The sequence below is a fragment of the Streptomyces sp. NPDC048172 genome (assembly GCF_043202595.1).
Taxonomy (GTDB): Bacteria; Actinomycetota; Actinomycetes; order Streptomycetales; family Streptomycetaceae; genus Streptomyces.
The window spans coordinates 166303-184884 of the sequence record NZ_JBIDAT010000007.1 but is presented as its reverse complement, the minus strand read 5'-3'; the positions used below and the strand labels follow the sequence as shown (position 1 = coordinate 184884).

The window sequence follows — 18582 nt, the reverse complement described above, 5'->3', positions numbered from 1 at the left end:
GTCCTGCGAGCCCTGCGAGCCCTGCGAGTCCCGCGAGCCCCGTGAGTCCTCTGTGCGCCGAGCACATCCGCGCGGGATACGGGAAGCGGACCGTGATCGAGGACCTGTCGCTGGAGATCCCCCGCGGCAAGGTCACCACCGTCATCGGCGCCAACGGCTGCGGCAAGTCCACCCTGCTGCGCGTCCTGGGCCGCCTGCTGGCGCCGACCGCGGGCCGGGTGACGCTGGAGGGACGGCCCCTGGACGCGCTCCGGCCCCGCGAGGTCGCCCAGCGGCTCGCGATGCTGCCGCAGAGCCCGGCGGCGCCCGAGGGCATGACCGTCGGCGAACTCGCCGCGCGCGGACGGCAGCCGCACCAGCCCTGGTACCGGGCCTGGAGCCCCGAGGACGACCGCATCGCCGCCTCCGCCATGCGCGCGACCGGCGTCGAGGACCTCCAGCACGTCCCGCTCGACGAACTCTCGGGCGGTCAGCGGCAGCGCGCCTGGGTCGCCATGGCCCTCGCGCAGGAGACGGAGGTGCTGCTCCTGGACGAGCCGACCACCCACCTCGACCTCGCGCACGCCGTCGACGTGCTCGAACTCGTCGTCGCGCTCTGCCGCGACACCGGGCGGACGATCGTCACGGTCCTCCACGACCTCAGCCTCGCCGCCCGCTACAGCGACCACCTCGTGGTGCTGAAGGACGGGCGGCTGGTCGCGGAGGGCAGCCCCGCCGAGGTCGTCACCTCGGCACTGCTGAACGACTGCTTCGGCCTGAAGGCACATGTCTTCGAGGACCCGCACGACGGGCTGACCACCGTCGTCCCCGCGCGGCACGGACTCTGACCCGGGTCTCTGACATGGGCCTCTGACCCGGGCCTTTGCCGCGTCCACCGGGCGTTCCGCACGGCGTACGGCCGCGCGCGGGACGCCGGTTCGGCATGCGCTCGTGGGGATCGGCGCGTATGGAGTGCTGACGGCACGCTCGAACTGTGGTTAACATCACGTCACCCGGCGACGTTGCCGAATCGTGATGGAGGTGCGGTGCCATGCACGCACGTACGGCCCGTGTCCGTCTGGCGGGCGTCCGCACCAGCTGGCGCACGGTCGACGACGGTGACTTCTTCTGCGCGGAGTGCGGTGGCGACCGCCGCTACCGGCGCCGTACGGGCCACCGGCGCTTCGTCCTCCTCGGCGTCCCCCTGATGCCCCGGGGCACGGCACCGCCCGTCGTCGAATGCGTCGACTGCCGGGGCCACTTCACGACCGACGCGCTCGACCACCCCACCACCACCCGGCTGTCCTCGATGCTCCGCGACGCCGTGCACAGCGTCGCGCTCGCGGTGCTGGTCGCCGGCGGCGCGGACGCGCGTTCCGCGCGCGAGGCCGCCGTCGACGCGGTGCGGGGTGCCGGATTCCCCGGCTGCACCGAGGAGGAGCTGACGACGCTGCTCGCCGCGCTCTCCGCCGAGGGGCGGGTCTCGATGGAGATCGAGCTCCACGAGGTGCTCACGCCGTTGGCCGCGCACCTTGCCGTGCCCGGCCGTGAGAGCTTGCTCCTCCAGGGGGCGCGCATCGCTCTTGCGGACGGCATGTACCAGTCCGCTGAACGCGAGGTTCTCGCCGCTGTTGGGCGTGCCCTTGAGATCGGGGCCGAGGACGTCGACCGGCTGCTGGCCGAGGCCCGCATGCCCTTCTGACGTTTCTCCCCTTGAGCTTTTTCCGGGGCCGGGCAGGGGCTGCCCCTGCCGTGCGTCGCGGACTGCCCGTTCGCTGTGGTCGCTCGCGCAGTTCCCCGCGCCCCTGAAAGGGCGCTCCGCGCTGGGGCCTCAAGGGGCGCGGGGAACTGCGCGCCAAGCCACGGCGTGAGCCGCAGTCCGCATGGCACCGCAAGGGGCAACCCCTTCTCGGCCCCCGGCACCGGAGCACCGCAAAAGCGGGGTTACGCACGGGTATTGACTCTCGTTCAACGCACTGGTGAAGTCCCGTTCATGACGAGGCCGACAACGTTGCCGGAGTTTCCCGAGGGGTTCGTCTGGGGGGTCTCCACCTCTGCCTTCCAGATCGAGGGCGCCGTCGACGAGGACGGGCGGGGGCCCGCGACCTGGGACGCGTTCACCGCCGAGCAGGGCCGGATCAAGGACGGGACGACGGCGCGTACCGCCACAGGGCACTATCACCGCTGGCGTGAGGACGTCGCGCTGATGAGGGACCTCGGGGTGAACGCGTACCGTTTCTCGGTTGCCTGGCCCCGCGTCTTCCCCTCCGGGGGCGGTGAACTCAACGTCCCCGGGCTGGACTTCTACGACCGTCTCGTCGACGCCCTCGGCGAGGCCGGGATCGCGCCCGTCGTCACGCTCTACCACTGGGACACCCCGCTCCCCGTCGAGGAGGAGGGCGGCGGCTGGCTCGCGCGGGACACGGCGCGGCTGTACGCGGAGTACGCCGACGCCGTCGCGGCCCGTCTCGGCGACCGCGTCGCCCACTGGATCACCCTCAACGAGCCCGCCGAGCTCACCCTCCTCGGCTACGGGCTGGGCGAGCACGCCCCCGGCAAGCGGCTCCTGTTCGACGCGCTGCCCGTCGCCCACCACCAGCTCCTCGGCCACGGCCTGGCCGTCCAGGCGCTGCGTGCGCGCGGTGCCCGTTCGATCGGCATCGCCAACTCGCACGGCCCCGTCTGGCCCAGCTCGGGGAGCGAGGAGGACAAGGGCGCCGCCGAGCTGTACGACGTGATCACCAACCGGATGTTCGCCGACCCCGTGCTGCTGGGCCGCTACCCCGACGAGGGGCTCGCCGCGATGCTGCCGGGGCCCGTCGAGGACGACCTCAAGATCATCGCCGAGCCGCTGGACTGGTACGGGATCAACTACTACCAGCCGACCATGGTCGGCGCCCCCGACCCCGAGGGGCAGGCGGGGGAGTTCGCCGGGATCGGCATGCCCGCCGAACTGCCGTTCGGGATACGGGAGATACCCGGGCGCGAGCGCACCGGCTTCGACTGGGCCGTCGTCCCCGAGGGGCTCTCCGAGACGCTCCGCCTCTTCCGCGAGCGGTACGGCGACCGGCTCCCGCCCGTCATGATCACCGAGAACGGCTGCGCGTACCCCGAGAAGACCGGGGACGCGCGCCGCATCGACTTCCTCGACGGCCATCTGCGCGAGCTGCGCGCCGCGATGGACGAGGGTGCCGACGTCCGCGGCTACTTCGTCTGGTCGCTGATGGACAACTTCGAGTGGGCCGAGGGGAACGGCCAGCGCTTCGGCCTCGTCCACGTGGACTACGAGACGCTGGAGCGTACGCCCAAGGACTCCTACCGCTGGCTGCGGGACGTCCTGCGCGCGCAGCGCGCGCGGTGACCGTTCCCCGGCACGTGGGGGACGAGGCGGGGGACGAGGCCGCGGCGGCGGACCCGCTCGCCGAGCCCACCGTCCGGGTCGCGCCCCGCTGGACGGCCGCGCTCTCCCTGGCCAACGCCTCGGTGTGGGTGGGCTGGTACGGGCCCCTCCAGGTGCTGCTCGCCCTCCAGGCCGACGAACTCGCCCCGCACGGCTGGAGCAAGGAGTCCGTCCTCGCCTGGGTCACCGGCGTCGGCGCCGCCGTCTCGCTCGTCGCCAACCCCCTCTTCGGCGCGCTCTCGGACCGTACGGTCTCCCGCTACGGGCGGCGCACCCCCTGGATCGTCGCGGGCGTCCTCGGGGGCGCCGCCGGACTGGGCGTGCTGGCCGTGGCGGACCGGGTCGCCGTGATGGTGCTGGGCTGGTGTCTGGTGCAGCTCGCGCTGAACGCGACGTTCGCCGCGGTCGTCGCGGCCGTGCCCGACCGGGTGCCGACGGGGCAGCGCGGCGAGGTCGGCGGCTGGCTCGGCGTCTCCCAGACCCTCGGCATCGTCCTGGGCACCGGGCTCGCCATGGCGGCGGGCGGCATCGCCATGGGCTACGCGGCCTGCGCGCTCTTCACGGTGCTCGCCGTCGTGCCGTACGTCCTGCTGCGGCAGGACACGCCGCTGCCCGCCGCGCTCCGGCCGCCCCTGGGATGGCGGGAATTCACCCGGGGCTTCTGGATAAGTCCCCGTTCAAACCCCGATTTCGGCTGGGCCTGGCTGACCCGCTTCCTGGTCAACCTCGGCAACTCCCTGGCGCTGCTCTACCTGCTCTACTTCCTGCGCGACGTCCTCCACGCCGAGGACCCCGAGAACGGCGTGCTGCTGCTGACCGCGCTCTACTCGGCGCTGCTGCTCGCGACCGTCCTGGTCGGCGGCGTCTGGTCGGACCGCGTGGGACGCCGTAAGCCCTTCGTGCTGTGGGCGGGCGTGCTGATGGCGGGCGCGACCGGGATGATGGCGTTCTGGCAGACGTGGACCGGGGTGCTCGTCGCCGCCGCGCTGCTCGGCATCGGCTTCGGCGTCTTCACCTCCGTCGACTTCGCGCTGATGGCCGACGTGCTGCCCGCCGCCGCCAGCCGCGGCAAGGACCTCGGCGTCATCAACATCGCCAACTCCCTGCCCCAGGTCGCGGCCCCCGTCCTCGCCGCCCCCATCGTCACCCACCTCGGCGGCTACCCGGTGCTGTACGTGACGGCCGCGCTGGTCGGGCTCGCGGGCGCGGTCCTGGTCCGCCGCATCCGCGGCGTGGACTGAGCGCGGGCGCCGGTCCCTTCTCCTGTCTCCTCCGGGATTACGCCCGGGGGAGTACCGCAGCCCTCGTACCGTCCCGCGCCGTAACGCCGACTTCGCTCCCGCGGGCGAGGACCGGGCGCCGTACCGGCGGAAGGCTGGTCGGCGACCGGACATCGCCACGGAGAAGGGAACGCGCATGGGGCCCGTGCTCACGGAGACCCCCGGGGCCGCACCGCCCCGCACGGGGGAGAAACGCCGGGAAAGCCGTAGAAAACTCCTGCCCTGGGCGGTGATCGGACTGTGGATCGCCGCGCTCGCCCTCGCCCTGCCGTTCAGCGGCAAGCTCGGGGACGTCACCCGCGACCAGCCCACCGACTACCTCCCGGCCAGCGCCGACTCGACCCGCGTCCAGGAGCTGGTCGACAAGCTGCCCGGCGGCGGCACGACCGATCTGCTGCTGGTCCACCACCGCGACGGCGGGCTCACCGCCGCCGACAAGCGGCTCGCGGCCACGCAGGCCCGCGAGATCGCGGGCGCCTACCCGCACAGCGGCCCCGCCACCCCGCGCACCGTCCCCGCCGAGGACGGGACGACGCTGCTGACGGCCCTCTCCCTCACGGGACTGGACGAGGACGCCAGGGGTGAGGCCGTACGGGACGTCAGGGAACGGCTCGACGGGGCGCACCAGGGGGCGCAGCAGGGTGCGCAGCAAGGGCTGAGCGTCGAGGTCGGCGGGCCCGGTGCCCTCGCCTCCGACATGGACGAGATCTTCGAGTCGGCCGACAGCACGCTGATGCTGGGCACGGCCGCCGTCGTCGCCGTGCTGCTCATCCTGACCTACCGCAGCCCCGTGCTGTGGCTCGTCCCGCTGGCGGTCGTCGGCGTCTCCTCGTTCGTCGCGATGGCCGTCGTCTACGGGCTCGTGCAGGGCTTCGACATGAACGTCAGCACCATGAACACCTCCGTGATGACGGTGCTGATCTTCGGCGCCGGAACGGACTACGCGCTCCTGCTCGTCGCCCGCTACCGCGAGGAACTCCGGCGCCACGCACGCCCGTACGACGCCATGCGCGCCGCGCTGCGCGGCTGCGGGCCCGCCATCCTCGCCTCCTCGGGCACGGTCGCCGCCGGGCTGATGTGCCTGCTCGCCGCCGACCTCAACAGCAGCAGCTCGCTCGGTCCCGTCGGCGCCGTCGGCGTCGTCTGCGCGCTGGCGGCCATGACGACGCTGCTGCCCGCGCTGCTGGTGCTGCTGGGGCGCCGCGTCTTCTGGCCGCTGATCCCGGCGTACGGCAGCGAACCGCCCGCGCGGCGCTCGCTGTTCACCTTCATGGGCAGCTCCGCCGGACGCCGTCCCGCCACCGTGCTGCTGAGCGGCGCCGTGCTGCTCGGCGCGCTCGCCGTCGGCACGACCGCGCTCCCCGGCACCCTGCGGCAGGAGGACACCTTCACCAGCACCCCCGAGTCGGTCTCCGCGCTCACGACCGTCGAGAAGTCCTTCCCGGAGAGCAGCAGCCAGCCCGTGACCGTGCTCGCGCGCACGGCGGAGGCGGACCGTGCCGCGAGCACCGCGCGCGCCACCGACGGCGTCGCCCGCGTCGAACGCGGGCGCAGCGGCGGCGGCTGGACCGAGCTGAGCGTCTTCGCGCGCGACAAGCCCGAGTCGGCGGGGGAGAAGGACACGATCCGCGCGCTGCGCGCCGAACTCGCCCCGCTCGACGGGGCCGAGGCGCTCGTCGGCGGCCCCAGCGCCGAACAGCTCGACCTCGCCGCGACCAACTCCGACGACCGCCGTACCGTCATCCCGCTGGTCCTCGGCGCCGTGCTGCTCATCCTGATCGCGCTGCTGCGCAGCCTGACGGCGCCGCTCATCCTCGTCGTCGCCGTCGTCGCGTCCTGGGGCGCCGCGATGGGGCTCGGCGGGCTCGTCTTCGGGCCCGTGCTCGGCTTCGAGGGGCTCGATCCGGGCGTACCGCTGCTGACGTTCGTCTTCCTCGTCGCGCTCGGCGTCGACTACGGGATCTTCCTGATGCATCGGATGCGCGAGGAGTCCCTGCGCGGGGCGCCCGTTCCGGAGGCCGCGCTGACCGCGCTGCGGACGACGGGCGGGGTGATCGCCTCGGCGGGCATCGTGCTCGCGGCGACGTTCTGCGTGCTCGCCTCGATGCCGATGGTGATGATGGCCGAGATGGGCTTCGTCATCGCGGTCGGCGTGCTCCTGGACACCTTCCTGGTCCGCACGTACCTCGTGACGTCGGCCAGCCTGCTGCTGAAGCGGTGGATGTGGTGGCCGGGGCGCCTGTTCCGGACGGAGTCCGGAGCGGGGAAGAGCTGAGCGAGGAAGCTGAGCGAGGACGGGCCGGAGGGGAACTGCGAGGGGAACTGTTGAGCGAGGATGGGAGCGTGCGGATGTCACAGGATCCCCTAGCCGCCGCCCTGGCCCGGACGTTCCGGCCCCGGGAGCGTCTCGCGCGCCCCTCCCGGGGCCAAGTCCTCCTCGCGCTCGGCATCCTGGCCGTCCAGGTGGCGGTGGCGGCGAGCATGCCGTCGGCCGACGGGCGTGCGCTCGACCCGATCGGCTGGTCGCTGCTCGTCGCCAGCGCCCTGCTCGTGGGCGTCTGCCACTGGGCCCCGGGGTGGGGCCTGATCGCGATGCTCGGGCTCGTCCTCCCGTACCACGGCATGAACTTCGTGCACAGCGGGGTGGTGCCCGCCTCCCTGTTCGCGCTCTACTGCTTCGCGGCGGCGGGTCCGCCCCGGCGTACGTTCGCCGGGATCGCCCTCATCCTCGGGGCCCAGGTCTGCGTCATGCTGAGCTCCGGCCAGGTCAAGGCGATCGGCGACATGCTGCGCGTCTCCGGCTGGCTGGTCGCCTGCGTCCTCGTGGGCGAGTCCGTGCGCATCCACCGCAACTACGTCGCCGCCATCGTCGAACGGGCCGAACGCGCCGAGCGGACCCGGGAGGAGGAGGCCGCGCGCCGCGTAGCGCAGGAACGGCTGCGCATCGCCCGCGACCTGCACGACCTGCTCGCGCACAGCATCACCCTGATCGGCGTGCAGACCTCGGTCGCCGCGCACGTCCTCGTCGCCGACCCCGACCGGCTCGACCGCGAGGCCGTCGCCAAGGCCCTCGACGGGATCTCCGACACCTGCCGCGACGCGCGCGCCGAACTGCGCACCACCCTGGAGGTGTTGCGCGCCGACGAGGCGGAGGGCCACGGCCCGCTGCCCGGCCTCTCCGGCCTGCCCGACCTCGCCCGCGCCGCGACGGGCGCGGGCGCGCACGTCGAACTCACCGTCCACGACTCGGCCCCGGCCGCCTCGCCGCCCGCCGCGGTGAGCGCCGCCGCGTACCGCATCGTGCAGGAGGCGTTCACCAACGCCGTACGGCACGCGGGCGACGCCGTCCGTATCCGGGCCGTCGTGGAGGCCGCCGAGGGCGGCCTGCGCGTCTCCGTACGGGACGACGGGGGCGGACCGCGAGGTCAGGATCAGGAGACGCCGTCCGGGGAAGGCGGGTTCGGCATCGTCGGGATGCGTGAGCGCGCCCGCAGCGTGGGCGGCACCTTGGAGGCCGGACCGGCGGAGTCCGACGGCCCGGGCTTCCAGGTGACCGCCCATCTCCCGCTCGCCCCCGCAGTCCGACGAGAGGCCACCGCATGACACCGCCGCCGTCCGCCCTGCCGCCGTCCGTCCCGCCGTCGTCCGCCCGGCCGCCCGGCTCGCCGATCCGTGTCGTCCTCGCCGACGACCAGACCCTGGTGCGCGCCGCGTTCGCGATGCTCGTCGCCTCGGCCCCCGGCATGTCCGTGGTCGGGGAGGCCGCGAGCGGCCGTGAGGCGTACGCGCTCGTCCGTGAGGCCCGCGCCGACCTCGTCGTGATGGACATCCGCATGCCCGACCTCGACGGCATCGAGGCCACGCGCCTGATCGCCGCCGACGAGGAGCTGAGCGGCGTGAAGGTCCTCGTGCTCACCACGTACGACACCGACGAGCACGTGGTCGAGGCGCTGCGCGCCGGGGCCTCCGGCTTCCTGGTCAAGGACACGAAACCGGCCGACCTGCTGGAGGGCATCCGTACGGTCGCCGCGGGCGACGCGCTCCTCTCGCCCGGCCCCACCTCCCGGCTCATCGCCCGCGTCCTGCGCTCCCCCGAGGCCCCGCAGCCCGGCGAGCGCGGCACCGGGGCGCTCGACATGCTCTCCGACCGCGAGTGCCAGGTCCTCGCCCTCGTGGCCCGCGGCCTGAACAACACCGAGATCGCCGAGTCCCTCACCCTCTCCCCGCTCACCGCCAAGACCCACGTGAGCCGCATCATGGGCAAGCTCGCGGTCCGGGACAGGGCCCAACTGGTCATAGCGGCGTACGAATCGGGCCTGGTGACGCCGGGAACGGCGCTGTGAGGGAGCCCCGTCAGGGGCGCGGCCCCGATGCCGGGCCCGGGAATAAGGGAGAATGAGCCCATGACCCTGTTCCGCGACGACGGCATCGTGCTGCGCACTCAGAAGCTGGGCGAAGCCGACCGCATCATCACGTTGCTCACACGGGGTCACGGTCGGGTACGCGCGGTAGCGCGCGGCGTGCGGCGCACCAAGTCGAAGTTCGGGGCGCGGCTGGAGCCGTTCAGCCATGTCGACGTGCAGTTCTTCGCGCGCGGCAGCGAGCTGATCGGCCGCGGCCTCCCGCTCTGCACGCAGACGGAGACCATCGCGCCGTACGGCCAGGGCATCATCGCGGACTACGACCGCTACACCGCGGGCACGGCCATGCTGGAGACCGCCGAGCGGTTCACGGACCACGAGGGCGAGCCGAACGTCCAGCAGTATCTGCTGCTGGTCGGCGGCCTGCGCACCCTCGCCGCGGGCGAGCACGGGTCGAACCTGGTGCTGGACGCCTTCCTGCTGCGCTCCCTCGCCATGGGCGGTTACGCCCCGTCGTTCGGCGACTGCGCCAAGTGCGGGCTGCCCGGCCCGAACCGGTTCTTCTCGGTGGCCTCCGGCGGCGTGATATGTGCCGACTGCCGCGTCCCCGGCAGCGTCGTCCCCTCGCCGGAGGCGCTCCGGCTGCTGGGCGCGCTGCTGACGGGGGACTGGGCGACGGCGGACGCGGCGGAGTCCCGGCACTGCCGTGAGGGCTCGGGGCTGGTCTCGGCCTATCTGCACTGGCACCTGGAGCGCGGGCTGCGCTCACTCAGGTACGTCCGGCAGGGCCTGAACGGTTAGGCTCGGCCGGGTTCCCCACACCCGTACAGCACGCTGGAGATGAGAAGCGAGATGGCCCGCCGCGGAATGCTGTCCTGGTCGCAGCAGCGCGAGTACGTCAAGCCCGAGCCGCACCCTTCGGGCGCCCGCCCCCCGAAGATCCCCGGCGAGCTGGTGCCCGGCCACGTGGCGGTCGTCATGGACGGCAACGGCCGGTGGGCCAAGGAGCGCGGCCTGCCCCGCACGGAGGGCCACAAGGTGGGGGAGGCCGTCGTCATGGACGTCCTCAAGGGGTGCCTGGAGATGGGCGTCAAGAACCTCTCGCTCTACGCCTTCTCCACCGAGAACTGGAAGCGCTCCCCGGACGAGGTGCGCTTCCTCATGAACTTCAACCGCGACGTGATCCGCCGTCGCCGTGACGAGATGGACGCGCTCGGCATCCGTATCCGCTGGGTCGGCCGGATGCCCAAGCTGTGGAAGTCCGTCGTCCAGGAGCTCCAGGTCGCGCAGGAGCAGACGAAGGACAACGACGCGATGACGCTGTACTTCTGCGTGAACTACGGCGGCCGTGCCGAGATCGCCGACGCCGCGCAGGTGATAGCGGAGGACGTGAAGGCGGGGAAGCTCGACCCGTCGAAGGTGAACGAGAAGACCATCGCGAAGTACATGTACTACCGCGACATGCCGGACGTGGACCTCTTCCTGCGCCCCTCCGGCGAGCAGCGCACCTCCAACTACCTGATCTGGCAGAGCGCGTACGCCGAGATGGTCTTCCAGGACGTGCTGTGGCCGGACTTCGACCGCCGCGACCTGTGGCGGGCCTGCCTGGAGTACGCCCAGCGCGACCGCCGCTTCGGCGGCGCCCAGCCCAACGAGCAGGGCGCCGCGAAGGCTTGAGCCTTCAGCTTCTCGCGTTCAGCCGAGGCTCCAGGCCACGGTCCCGTTCGCGGTGACCAGCGTGGCCAGGACGACGAGGTCGGCGGCGCCCAGCGCCATCCCGAGCGCGGCGCGCCCGCGCCGGGTGGTGCGCCGGGCGAGCGCGAGCCCGCCGAGGACCAGGGCGCAGGGTCCGAGGACCAGGTTGAAGACCACCAGCCCCACCAGCCCCATGACGAACGCCGCGACGGCCATGTCGTCGGCCGCCGCACGGCCGGTGGGCCGGGTGTCGTGCGTGAGCGTGCTCATCGTCAGCTCCTCTGCCGGTGACGGCGGTTGCGTTCACGGACGGCGAAGACGAGCAGCCAGGCGGCGATGGCCGCGCCCGCCGTCGCGGTGACCGGCGGCGGCAGATGCGCGGGCGGTCCGACCAGGATGCCCAGCAGCAGGAACGCGGCGACAAGGAAGAGCATGGGTGCCCCCTCTCCTTTCTCGGTGAACAAGTGTGATGACAACTGTTCACTGAGTCGAGGCTACCCCTTGCGTGCTTCGGCGCACAACTGTTAACTGAGTCGCATGAGTACGCCCACTGGAGCGCCCTCCGGAACACCTGTCGGAGCGCCCGCCGGAGCCCCGCCCGCGGCCTCGCAGCGCGCCGCGCAGAAGGCCAGGACCCGCCGCGCCCTGCTGGACGCGGGGCTCGCGCTGCTGGAGGACCAGAGCCTCAGCAGCCTCGGCCTGCGCGAGATCGCGCGCGCAGTCGGCGTCTCTCCGACGGCGTTCTACCGGCACTTCCACGACGTCGCCGACCTCGGCGTCGCGCTCGTCGAGGAGTCGCTCGACGGGCTGCGCGAGCTGATCCGCGCGGGCCTGGCCCAGTACGGCGAGGACGCCGACCGGATCGACCACGCGGTCGACGCCCTCGCCGCCCATGTCCGCGCCCAGCCCGAGCACGTACGGTTCCTCGTCCGCGAGCGGCACGGCGGCGTGGCCCCCGTGCGCCGGGCGATCGGGGCCCAGCTCGACGGCTTCGCGGAGGAGGTCGCGGGGGTGCTGGAGCGGGACGAGATCTCGCGCGGCTGGACCCGTGACGACCTGCGGATGCTCGGCGAGACCTATGTCGACCACATGGTGATGACGGCCTCCGCCTTCCTGGAGGCGGCCCAGGGCGAGGGCCCCGACGAGGAGCACGTCGCCCGTACGGCCCGCCGCCAGCTCCGCCTGATCAGCCTGGGCCGCCGCCACTGGATGTCGGAGTCGCCAGGCGGGTGAGCCACTCGCGCAGCAGGTGCCGCTCGGCGTCGCTCAGGACGTCGGTGTCGGCGTCGGCGTCGGTGCCATCGGTATCGGTGGCGGTATCGGTGCCGTCGTCGGCGGTGAGGGCGGCGCGCAGGGCGCGGGCCGCCGCGGCGGGGCCGGACTCCTCGGCGGCGATCGCCGGTTCGGCGCGGGTGACGGCGGCGATCATGGACTCGCGCAGGACGGTCAGCAGCGCCGGATCGTGGCGCTCCGCGGGGGTGGAGTGCCAGGTGATGACCGCGCCCTGACCGGTGGCCTGGATGATCTGGGCGGCCAGCTCCTCGTCGACCCGCAGCCAGCCCCCGGCCGCCAGTCGGCGCACCCGGCCGCGGAGGATCTCCAGGCCCGCGCGGTGGGCCGAGTCCGAGCCCCGGCCGGTGGCCCCGTTCATCACCGCGAACAGCTCGGGGCGCGAGACGCCGAAGTCCACGACCATGTCCCAGCCGCGGCGCAGCTCCTCCACCGGGTCCTCCGGCGCGGGGTCGAGCCGCGCGCGCTTGCCCTCCAGGAACTGGGCGTAGCCGTGCTCGGCGACGGCCTCCAGCAGGCCGTCCTTGTCGCCGAAGTGGCGGTAGATCGCCGGTGGCTGCACACCGGCCGCCGCGGCGACCGCGCGCGTGCTCACCGCGTCGGGCCCGCCGCTCTCCAGCAGCTCGACGGCCGATTCGACGATGCGGCGGCGGGAGCTGTCGGTGGTCTCACGGGTAGCCATGAATCGATGATAGCGCGATATTGATTCCAGTGTTAGTTTCGGTGTTATCGTGGAAATGATTCCACTGGAAACGACGGGGGAGTACCGTGGGGAGAGCACTGTGATCATCGTGACCGGAGCCACCGGAAAGCTCGGCCGTCGCGTCGTGGAGCGCCTCTTGGAGCGCGTCCCCGCCGACCGCGTCGGCGTCAGCGTCCGTGACCCCCGAGGGGCCCAGGACCTCGCCGACCGCGGCGTCCGCGTCCGGCAGGGCAGCTTCGACGACCCTGCCTCGCTTGCGCACGCGTTCGAGGGCGCCGCGCAGGTGCTCCTCGTCTCCCTCGACCGCCTCGGCGAGGAGTGCGTCACCGGCCACCGCACCGCGATCGACGCCGCCGTGAAGGCGGACGTCGGCCGGGTGCTCTACACCAGCCAGACGGGCGCCGCCCACGACTCCCGCTTCCAGGCGTGCCGCGACCACGCCAGGACCGAGGACCTGCTCCGCGCCAGCGGTCTGCCCTGGACCGCGTTGCGCAACGGGTTCTATGCCGCCAGTGCCCTGCGGTTCCTGGAGCCCGCCCGCCGCTCCGGCGACATCGCGCTCCCCGCCGACGGCCCCGTCGCCTGGACCGGGCACGACGACCTCGCCGAGGCCACCGCGGCGATCCTCACCGCCGAGGGCCGCTTCGAGGGGCCCACCCCACCGCTCACCGGCCCGGCCGCGCTCGACTTCGACGCCGTCGCCGAGAGCGCGGCCCGGGCCACCGGGCGGCCCTTCACCCGCACCGTCGTCCCCGACGACGCCTTCCGCGAGCAGTCCCTGGCGCGCGGCGTCCCCGCCCCGGTCGCCGACCTGATGCTGAGCATCTTCGCGGCGGCGCGGGACGGGGAGTTCGCCGCCGCCGACCCGACGCTGGCCGGACTGACCGGCCGCGAGCCCGCGTCCTTCCCCGCCCTGCTGGAGGACGCATGGGCCGGGGCTTAGCGCGTCCTCCTCCGGAAGAGCACCGAGCACAGCGGCACGGTGACCACCAGCAGCCCCACGCACCAGGCGAGCGCCTGCCAGGGGCTGTCGCCCGCCGACTGGTCGAGCAGGAGCGCGCGCATCGACTCGATGACGGGCGTGACGGGCTGGTTCTCGGCGAAGCCGTGCAGCCAGCTCGGCATGGTGTCGATCGGCACGAACGCACTGCTGGGGTAGGGCAGGAACAGCACGAAGAAGGTGAAGCCGCCCGCCGCCTCCGGGGTCCTGGCCAGCAGGCCCGCCGCTGCCGCCAGCCAGGTCAGCGTGACGATGTAGAGGAGGAGGATGCCGAGCGCGGCGAGCCAGGCGAGCGCGTCCGCCTGCGGACGGAAGCCGATCGCGAAGGCGACGGCGAGCACGGCGGCGGTCGCCACCGCGTTGCGCACGGCGCTCGCGGCCACATGGCCCGCCAGTACGGCCGTGCCGCGGGTGTCCATGGAGCGGAAACGGTCGATGATGCCGGTCGTCATGTCGTTGGTGACACTGGTCGCCGTCATCGAGGCCCCGTAGCCCGCGCAGAGGACGAGGACGCCGGGCGCCACGTACGTCACGTACTTCCCGGTGTTCGTCTCGATCGCGCCGCCGAAGAAATAGACGAAGACGAGCATCAGCAGCACGGGCAGCACCAGCGAGGTGATGACCGCGTCCAGGTTGCGCCTGCTCAGCCGCACGCTGCGGCCCGCCATCACGGCGTAGTCACTCATGGGTCAGCTCCAGGAAGACGTCGTCGAGGGTGGCGCCCTGCACGGCGAAGCGGGAGATCTCCACCCGGCTGGGGTCCAGTTCGTCGAGGAGGGTGCGGACGTGCGGGGCGCTCCCGTCGGTCGCGATGCCGATCAGCAGCTCCTCGGGCGCGAGATGGACGGCGGTGCCGCCGAGCCGGGCCGCCATCGCCTCGTACGCGTGCCGGTCGGTCATCGTCAGGTCCAGCCGCTGGGCCGCGACCCGCTTCTTCAGCTCGTCGGGCGTGCCCTCGGCGATCACCCGGCCCCGGTCCAGCAGCGCGACCCGGTCGGCGAGCTGGTCGGCCTCCTCCAGATACTGCGTGGTGAGGAAGACGGTCACCCCTGACCGTGCCAGCGTGCCCACGACCTCCCACATGGTGCGGCGGCTGCGCGGGTCGAGGCCCGTCGTCGGCTCGTCCAGGAAGACCACCTCGGGGTCGCTGGTGAGCCCCGCCGCGATGTCCAGACGGCGGCGCATCCCGCCGGAGTACGTGGAGACGCGGCGCCCGCCCGCCTCGGTCAGGGCGAAGCGCTCCAGCAGCTCCGCCGCGCGCCGGGCGGCCTCCCGGCGGGGGAGGCCGCGCAGCCGCCCCATCATCCGCAGGTTCTCCTCGCCGGTCTGCTCCTCGTCCAGCGCCGCGTACTGCCCCGTGAGGCTGATCGCGCGGCGTACGCGGGAGCGCTCCTCCACCACGTCGTGGCCCGCGACCCGCGCCCGGCCCGCGTCGGCGCGGGTGAGCGTGGTGAGGACGCGGACGATCGTGGTCTTGCCCGCGCCGTTCGGCCCGAGCAGTGCGAAGACGCTGCCGCGCCGCACGCGCAGATCGAGCCCCGCGAGCACCCGCACCTCGCCGTAACTCTTCTCCAGGCCGTGCGCCTCGACGGCCCAACTCCCCGCCGGTGTGGGGTCCATGGCCTCTTCCCCCTTCGTCGCCTGTGCTTTCTGCGTAGACCGTACACGAAACCGTGTATGCCATACACGCTACTGCGTATGCTATACACATGTCGAGAGGGATCCGGAGCGGAGGACGGCGATGGCGAAGAACGAGGAGGCGGGGGCGACCGGGCTCCCGGCGGGGGTCGAGACGGCCTGGGGCCTGCGCGAGCGGACGCCCCGGGGCCCGGCGCGCGGCCTGGACGTCCCGCGGATCGTCGAGGCCGCGGTCGCCGTCGCGGACGCGGAGGGGCTCGGCGCGGTCTCGATGGGCCGCGTCGCCAAGGGTGTCGGCGTCTCGACGATGGCGCTGTACCGCTACGTCGCGGGCAAGGACGACCTGCTGATCCTCATGGAGGACGCGGCGATCGGCTCGCCCCCGCAGGGCCCGCCCGTCGAGGACGGCTGGCGCGCGGGGCTGGAGTTCTGGTCGCACGGCATCCGCGTCGCCTACGAGCGGCACCCCTGGGTCATGCGCATCCCGATCAGCACGCCGCCCCTGTCACCGCACAGCGTCGAGTGGATGGAGCTGGCCCTCTCGTATCTGCGCGGTACGGGCCTCTCGGCGGAGGAGCGGCTCGGCGTCCTCACGCTGCTCGGCGGCTACGTCCGCCAGCAGGTCTCGCTCAGCACGGACATCAAGCTGGCGGCTGAGGAGGACGGGGGGACGTGGGAGAACGTCGAACGCAGGTACTGGACGCTGCTGGACAGGCTCACGGACCGCGAGCGCTTCCCGGCGATCACGGAGCTGCTGGAGAGTGGGGGGTTGGGAGGCCAGGACGGCGCCGAGACCGAAGAGGAGGGCACCACCTTCGAGTTCGGCCTGGCCCGGATCCTCGACGGCTTCGAGGCACTGATGGCGGAGAGGGGCGGGGAAGCCGGGGGAGTCGGGGGAGCCGGAGAGTCCGGAGAGGGGGAGCGCGGCACTCTCTGACGCGCCCCTGGGCGCCCTGACGCACCCGGGGCGCGGAGCGCAGGGGGGTGCGTCAGGGGCGCGCGGTCACTTTCCGGCGGGGGTACCGGTGGTGGTTCCGGCGGCGGCGCACTCTCCGCACGTGCCGAAGATCTCGATCGTGTGCCCCACGTCGACGAACCCGTGCTCGGAAGCGATCGACTCCGCCCACTTCTCGACCGCCGGGCCCTCGACCTCGACCGCCTTGCCGCAGACGCGGCACACCAGGTGATGGTGGTGATCGTCGCTGTGACAGCGCCGGTAGACGGCCTCGCCCTCGTCGGTACGCAGGACGTCGACCTCGCCCGCGTCGGCGAGGGACTGAAGCGTGCGGTAGACCGTGGTCAGTCCGACCGAGTCGCCGCGGTGCTTGAGCATGTCGTGCAGTTCCTGCGCGCTGCGGAACTCCTCGACCTCGGCGAGAGCCGCCGAGACGGCGGCGCGCTGCCGGGTCGACCGGCCGCGTACAGGGGGACCTGCGGTGGTCACGCGCTGGCTCCTTCGTTCGTCGGCTCCGTGGGCGTCGCGTTCTCACGCACTGCGTCGGGCCATTGTGCCAGGCGCTCCCCCGGAGCGGTCATTACACCCTGGTGGTGCGACGGGTGGCCTCCACGCCAACCGTCCCCTCTCCGCCTTCCAGGGTGCCCTCTTCCTCCCCCCTCGCGACAGACCTCGCCCTCCGCCGCGCCAATGGAGTCGCCAGCGCCGTCACGACGGCGAACAGCGCGATGGCGAGCACCACGATGCTGGCGCCGGGCGGGACGTCGACCTCGTACGAGAGCGTGGTGCCGGACAGCGTCACCAGCACCCCGAAGACGACCGAGAGGCCGAGCGTCGCGGCGAAGCCGCGCGTGGCCTGCTGCGCGGCGGCGACCGGGATCACCATCAGCGCGCTGACCAGCAGCAGTCCGACCACCCGCATCGCGACGGTCACGGTGACCGCGGCCGTCACGGCGAGCAGCAGGTTCAGTACCCGCACCGGCAGCCCGGTCACCCGCGCGAACTCCTCGTCCTGGCAGATCGCGAAGAGCTGCCGCCGCAGGCCCAGCGAGACCGCCAGCACGAAGACCGAGAGGCAGACGATCGCGACGATGTCCGAGTCGCCCACGGTCGTGATCGAACCGAAGAGGTACGTGGTCAGGTTGGCGTTCGAGCCGTTCGGCGAGAGGTTGATGATCATGACGCCGCCCGCCATGCCCCCGTAGAAGAGCATCGCGAGCGCGAGATCGCCGCGCGCCTTCCCGTACCAGCGGATCAGCTCCATGATGATCGCGCCCAGCGAGGAGACGAGCACGGCCATCCACACCGGGTTGGTGCTCAGCAGGAAGCCCAGCGCGACGCCGGTCAGCGCCACATGGCCGATGCCGTCGCCCATGATCGCCTGGCGGCGCTGGACGAGGTAGATCCCCACGGCGGGGGCCGCGATGCCCACCAGCAGCGCGGCGAGCAGCGCCCGCTGCATGAACGCGTAGTCGAGCATCTCCGTCATGTGAGGGACCCCGTCTCGATCTTGGGCGCGGTCTCGGCCCTCGCCGCGGGCTCGTCGCCGTGCGGGTGGCAGGCCAGGTCGTGCAACTGGTCCGGGTTCTCCACGCGTTCGACCCTGCCGTCCCTGAGCACCACGGCCCGGTCGATCAGCGGCGCCAGCGGGCCCAGCTCGTGCAGGACGAGGAGGACGGAGCTGCCCTTCCCGACCTGCTCGCGCAGCGTGCGCGCCAGCACCTGCTGGCTCGCGAGGTCCACGCCCGCCAGCGGCTCGTCCATGATCAGGAGTTCGGGCTCGGCGGCCAGCGCGCGGGCGATCAGCACGCGCTGGTGCTGGCCGCCGGAGAGCGCGTCGACCGGGTCCTTCGCGCGGTCCGCCATGCCGACCAGCTCCATCGCCCGTTCGACCGCGGCCTTGTCGGCGGCGCCCAGCGGGCGGAGCTTACGGCGCGCGAGCCGCCCGGAGGAGACAACCTCGCGCACGGTCGCGGGCACGCCGGCGGCGGCCGTCGAGCGCTGCGGCACATAGCCGAGCCGCTTCCAGTCGCGGAAGCGGCGGAAGGGCGTGCCGAACAGCTCCAGCGTGCCGTCCGTCAGCGGCACCTGGCCCAGCACGGCCCGGATGGTGGTCGACTTGCCCGAGCCGTTGGCGCCGAGCAGCGCCACGGTCTCGCCGCGCCGCACCGTCAGGTCGACGCCGCGCAGCACCTCACGCGCGCCGAGCACCGCGTGCGCGTCGCGCAGGGTTATGGCGGGGTCCGAGTCCTGGGGGGAACCGGCTGAACCCATGGGGGCC

General features: G+C 72.9%; 20 protein-coding genes. 12 read left to right on the top strand and 8 right to left on the bottom strand.

Translation table 11 applies throughout. From position 1 onward, the window contains the following. Positions 1-41: 41 nt before the first annotated feature. From ACGF3A_RS30310 to ACGF3A_RS30270, 9 genes are all read left to right on the top strand, one after another. On the top strand, positions 42-827 hold the full coding sequence (locus tag ACGF3A_RS30310) for an ABC transporter ATP-binding protein (RefSeq protein WP_393733572.1): 786 nt from the start codon (positions 42-44) through the stop codon (positions 825-827). A gap of 203 nt (positions 828-1030) precedes the next feature. After that, positions 1031-1681, top strand: a complete 651-nt coding sequence (locus ACGF3A_RS30305) for a TerB family tellurite resistance protein (RefSeq protein ID WP_393733571.1) — start codon at positions 1031-1033, stop codon at positions 1679-1681. Between the two features lie 291 nt (positions 1682-1972). Further along, positions 1973-3340: a GH1 family beta-glucosidase gene (locus ACGF3A_RS30300; protein WP_393733570.1), complete on the top strand. Its 1368-nt coding sequence runs from the start codon at positions 1973-1975 to the stop codon at positions 3338-3340. Then, positions 3337-4620: an MFS transporter gene (locus ACGF3A_RS30295; protein ID WP_393733569.1), complete on the top strand. Its 1284-nt coding sequence runs from the start codon at positions 3337-3339 to the stop codon at positions 4618-4620. Before ACGF3A_RS30300 ends, ACGF3A_RS30295 begins: the two co-directional genes overlap by 4 nt. A 175-nt stretch (positions 4621-4795) precedes the next feature. Next, positions 4796-6934 (top strand): MMPL family transporter, encoded by a 2139-nt coding sequence (locus tag ACGF3A_RS30290; RefSeq protein WP_393733568.1) that lies wholly within the window; start codon positions 4796-4798, stop codon positions 6932-6934. A 74-nt stretch (positions 6935-7008) separates the two neighbouring features. Next, on the top strand, positions 7009-8262 hold the full coding sequence (locus ACGF3A_RS30285) for a sensor histidine kinase (protein WP_393733567.1): 1254 nt from the start codon (positions 7009-7011) through the stop codon (positions 8260-8262). Next, on the top strand, positions 8259-9002 hold the full coding sequence (locus ACGF3A_RS30280; protein WP_393733566.1) for a response regulator: 744 nt from the start codon (positions 8259-8261) through the stop codon (positions 9000-9002). The genes ACGF3A_RS30285 and ACGF3A_RS30280 overlap by 4 nt, the downstream gene beginning before the upstream one ends. Before the next feature lie 60 nt (positions 9003-9062). Then, positions 9063-9821, top strand: coding sequence for a DNA repair protein RecO (gene recO, locus ACGF3A_RS30275; RefSeq protein ID WP_393733565.1), 759 nt, complete (start codon positions 9063-9065; stop codon positions 9819-9821). A 51-nt stretch (positions 9822-9872) separates the two neighbouring features. Then, complete coding sequence (locus ACGF3A_RS30270; RefSeq protein WP_393733564.1) at positions 9873-10697, top strand: isoprenyl transferase; 825 nt, start codon at positions 9873-9875, stop codon at positions 10695-10697. 18 nt (positions 10698-10715) lie between these two features. Here ACGF3A_RS30270 and ACGF3A_RS30265 read toward each other — a convergent pair whose 3' ends face one another. Further along, positions 10716-10985 (bottom strand): DUF4190 domain-containing protein, encoded by a 270-nt coding sequence (locus ACGF3A_RS30265; RefSeq protein WP_393733563.1) that lies wholly within the window; start codon positions 10983-10985, stop codon positions 10716-10718. 2 nt (positions 10986-10987) lie between these two features. Then, complete coding sequence (locus ACGF3A_RS30260; protein ID WP_393733562.1) at positions 10988-11149, bottom strand: hypothetical protein; 162 nt, start codon at positions 11147-11149, stop codon at positions 10988-10990. Between the two features lie 103 nt (positions 11150-11252). On the opposite strand from ACGF3A_RS30260, the gene ACGF3A_RS30255 reads away from it, so the two are divergent. Further along, positions 11253-11948 (top strand): TetR family transcriptional regulator, encoded by a 696-nt coding sequence (locus ACGF3A_RS30255; RefSeq protein WP_393733561.1) that lies wholly within the window; start codon positions 11253-11255, stop codon positions 11946-11948. Here the strand turns inward: ACGF3A_RS30255 and ACGF3A_RS30250 are convergent. Continuing rightward, a complete protein-coding gene (locus ACGF3A_RS30250) occupies positions 11902-12687 on the bottom strand; it encodes a TetR/AcrR family transcriptional regulator (protein ID WP_393733560.1) in 786 nt (261 codons plus the stop codon). The two genes, ACGF3A_RS30255 and ACGF3A_RS30250, sit on opposite strands and share 47 nt — an antisense overlap. Before the next feature lie 100 nt (positions 12688-12787). Between ACGF3A_RS30250 and ACGF3A_RS30245 the strand changes: the two genes are divergently transcribed. After that, on the top strand, positions 12788-13651 hold the full coding sequence (locus tag ACGF3A_RS30245) for an SDR family oxidoreductase (protein ID WP_393733559.1): 864 nt from the start codon (positions 12788-12790) through the stop codon (positions 13649-13651). Here the strand turns inward: ACGF3A_RS30245 and ACGF3A_RS30240 are convergent. Beyond that, positions 13648-14394: an ABC transporter permease gene (locus tag ACGF3A_RS30240; RefSeq protein WP_393733558.1), complete on the bottom strand. Its 747-nt coding sequence runs from the start codon at positions 14392-14394 to the stop codon at positions 13648-13650. The two genes, ACGF3A_RS30245 and ACGF3A_RS30240, sit on opposite strands and share 4 nt — an antisense overlap. Next, positions 14387-15328 carry an ATP-binding cassette domain-containing protein gene (locus ACGF3A_RS30235; protein WP_393733557.1) on the bottom strand — a complete coding sequence of 314 codons (942 nt, stop codon included), beginning with the start codon at positions 15326-15328 and terminating at the stop codon, positions 14387-14389. Before ACGF3A_RS30235 ends, ACGF3A_RS30240 begins: the two co-directional genes overlap by 8 nt. Positions 15329-15449: 121 nt before the next feature. Here ACGF3A_RS30235 and ACGF3A_RS30230 point away from each other — a divergent pair, with 121 nt between their 5' ends. After that, on the top strand, positions 15450-16283 hold the full coding sequence (locus tag ACGF3A_RS30230) for a TetR/AcrR family transcriptional regulator C-terminal domain-containing protein (protein WP_393733556.1): 834 nt from the start codon (positions 15450-15452) through the stop codon (positions 16281-16283). 66 nt (positions 16284-16349) lie between these two features. Here the strand turns inward: ACGF3A_RS30230 and ACGF3A_RS30225 are convergent, their stop codons facing one another. The 3 genes from ACGF3A_RS30225 to ACGF3A_RS30215 all read right to left on the bottom strand — a co-directional run bounded on the left by ACGF3A_RS30225 (position 16350) and on the right by ACGF3A_RS30215 (position 18575). Next, the gene (locus tag ACGF3A_RS30225; RefSeq protein ID WP_393733555.1) at positions 16350-16790 is read right to left on the bottom strand and encodes a Fur family transcriptional regulator; all 441 of its coding nucleotides are present in this window, start codon (positions 16788-16790) and stop codon (positions 16350-16352) included. Positions 16791-16881: 91 nt separating this feature from the next. Next, a complete protein-coding gene (locus ACGF3A_RS30220) occupies positions 16882-17790 on the bottom strand; it encodes a metal ABC transporter permease (protein ID WP_393733554.1) in 909 nt (302 codons plus the stop codon). Continuing rightward, on the bottom strand, positions 17787-18575 hold the full coding sequence (locus ACGF3A_RS30215; protein WP_393733553.1) for a metal ABC transporter ATP-binding protein: 789 nt from the start codon (positions 18573-18575) through the stop codon (positions 17787-17789). Before ACGF3A_RS30215 ends, ACGF3A_RS30220 begins: the two co-directional genes overlap by 4 nt. Positions 18576-18582 lie beyond the last annotated feature (7 nt).